This window comes from Streptomyces griseomycini (genome assembly GCF_014203535.1).
GTDB lineage: Bacteria > Actinomycetota > Actinomycetes > Streptomycetales > Streptomycetaceae > Streptomyces > Streptomyces griseomycini.
On record NZ_JACHJI010000060.1, the window covers coordinates 1 to 2,022 of the forward strand.

1 protein-coding gene is annotated in these 2,022 nt (G+C 73.0%); it reads left to right on the forward strand.

Features of this window, described 5'->3' with window-relative positions; all coding sequences use genetic code 11:
* A partial coding sequence (locus tag FHS37_RS38670) for a SpnB-like Rossmann fold domain-containing protein (protein WP_184830006.1) occupies window positions 1–2,022 on the forward strand: 2,022 nt, incomplete at both ends.

The following is a 2,022-nucleotide window of genomic DNA, read 5'->3' on the forward strand; positions in this document are numbered from 1 at the left end:
CCGGCGATCCCGATCGTCTCCACCCTGACCGGCGTGGCGGCCGACGCGGAGGAACTCACCTCGCCGGAGTACTGGGTGCGGCACGTGCGCGAGTCGGTGCGGTTCGCCGATGCCGTCGGCACGCTCTCGGGCGAGGGCATCGCGACGTTCGTCGAGGTCGGTCCGGGTGGCACGCTGTCCGCGCTGGGCCAGGAGACGGCCTCCGAGGCGGTCTTCGTGCCGGTGCTGCGCGCAGACCGGCCGGAGGAGTCCGCGTTGGTCTCGGCGGTGGCGCAGGTGTGCACGCGGGGCGTGACGGTGGACTGGGCGGCGTTCTTCGCGGGCAGCGGCGCGCGGCGGGTGGACCTGCCGACGTACGCCTTCCAGCACCAGCGCTACTGGCTGGACGCGCCGACCGAGATCGGTGACGTCACGGCGGCCGGACTCGGTCCCGCCGAACACCCGCTGCTGGGGGCGGCCACCGCCCTCGGCGGCAGGGACGGTGCGCTGCTCACCGGTCGGCTGTCGGTCCGGACCCACCCGTGGCTGGCCGATCACGCCGTACTCGGGTCGATCCTGCTGCCCGGCACGGCGTTCCTGGAGCTGGCGGTGCGGGCGGGAGACGAGGTCGGGTGTTCCTCGGTGGAGGAGCTCACGTTGGAGGCGCCGCTGGTCCTGTCCGAGGACGACACGGTACGTCTGCAGGTGTGGGTCGGTGCCGAGGACGAGTCGGGCAGGCGTGAACTGACTCTCTACTCCAGCTCGGACGACACCGAAGACGGCCGGTCGTGGACCCGGCACGCCACAGGTGTGCTGCGTGCCGACGAGGATCACGGCGGGACTCCTCTGACCGAGTGGCCACCGGCCGGCGCCAAGGTCGTGGAACTGGACGGGTTCTACGACCGTCTGGCCGACGGCGGTTTCGCCTACGGACCGGTGTTCCAGGGCCTGCGGGCAGCATGGCGGCACGGGGACGAGGTGTTCGCCGAGGTCGCGCTGCCCGAAGGGGTGGACGCGGGCGGCTTCGGTCTGCACCCAGCGTTGCTGGATGCCGCGCTGCACGCCACCGGCCTGGTCGATGGCACGGACGATGACGCTGGTGCCCCTGGTCTGCCGTTCGCGTGGTCGGGTGTGCGGCTGCACGCTTCGGGCGCGACCACCCTGCGGGTGCGGCTCTCGCCCGCCGGGGCGGACGCGGTGGCGCTGACCGTGGCGGACGGCTCCGGCGCTCCGGTCGCCACCGTCGATGCGCTGGTGGTGCGCGCGGTGTCACCGGATGCGCTGGGGGCGGCACGCCGACTGGAGTCGCTGTTCCGGCTGGACTGGGTGCCCGCCCCGGCGTCGGCCGGGCGCAACGGTTCGGTGGCGGAGTTCGCGGACTGGAACGGAGTGCGGTCGGCTCTGGACGCGGGGGAGACCCTGCCGGACAACGTCGTGGTGCGCTGCGCCGGGTCCGAGGACGGGACCGCGGTGCACCAGCGGGTGCACGCCGTTCTCGAACTGGTCCAGGGCTGGCTGGCCGACGAGCGCTGCGCCGCGTCGCGGCTGGTGCTGGTGACCCGCGGTGCGGTGGCGATCAGCACCGGCCAGGACGCGCCGGACTTGGCGGCAGCCGCGATATGGGGCCTGATACGGTCCGCGCAGTCGGAGAACCCGGACCGCTTCGTCCTGGTGGACGTCGACAACGAGGACGACTGGACGTCGGCGCTCACGACCGGGGAACCGCAGCTCGTCGTACGGGACGGTCGGACACTCGTGGCCCGGCTGGCCCGGATACGACCGGAGGTCGGTTCGGAGGTGGTGTTCGGTCCGGACAGTTCGGTGTTGGTGACGGGTGCGAGCGGGATGCTCGGTGGGCTGGTGGCCCGCCACCTGGTGGTACGGCACGGGGTGCGGCGGCTGGTGCTGGCGAGCAGGCGCGGCCAGGTGGGCGCGCTGTACGAGGAGCTGGTCGGTCTGGGTGCCGAGGTCGCGGTCGTCGCGTGTGATGTGGCGGATCGTGGGGCGGTGGCGGTGTTGCTGGCCGAGCATCCGGTGACGGCA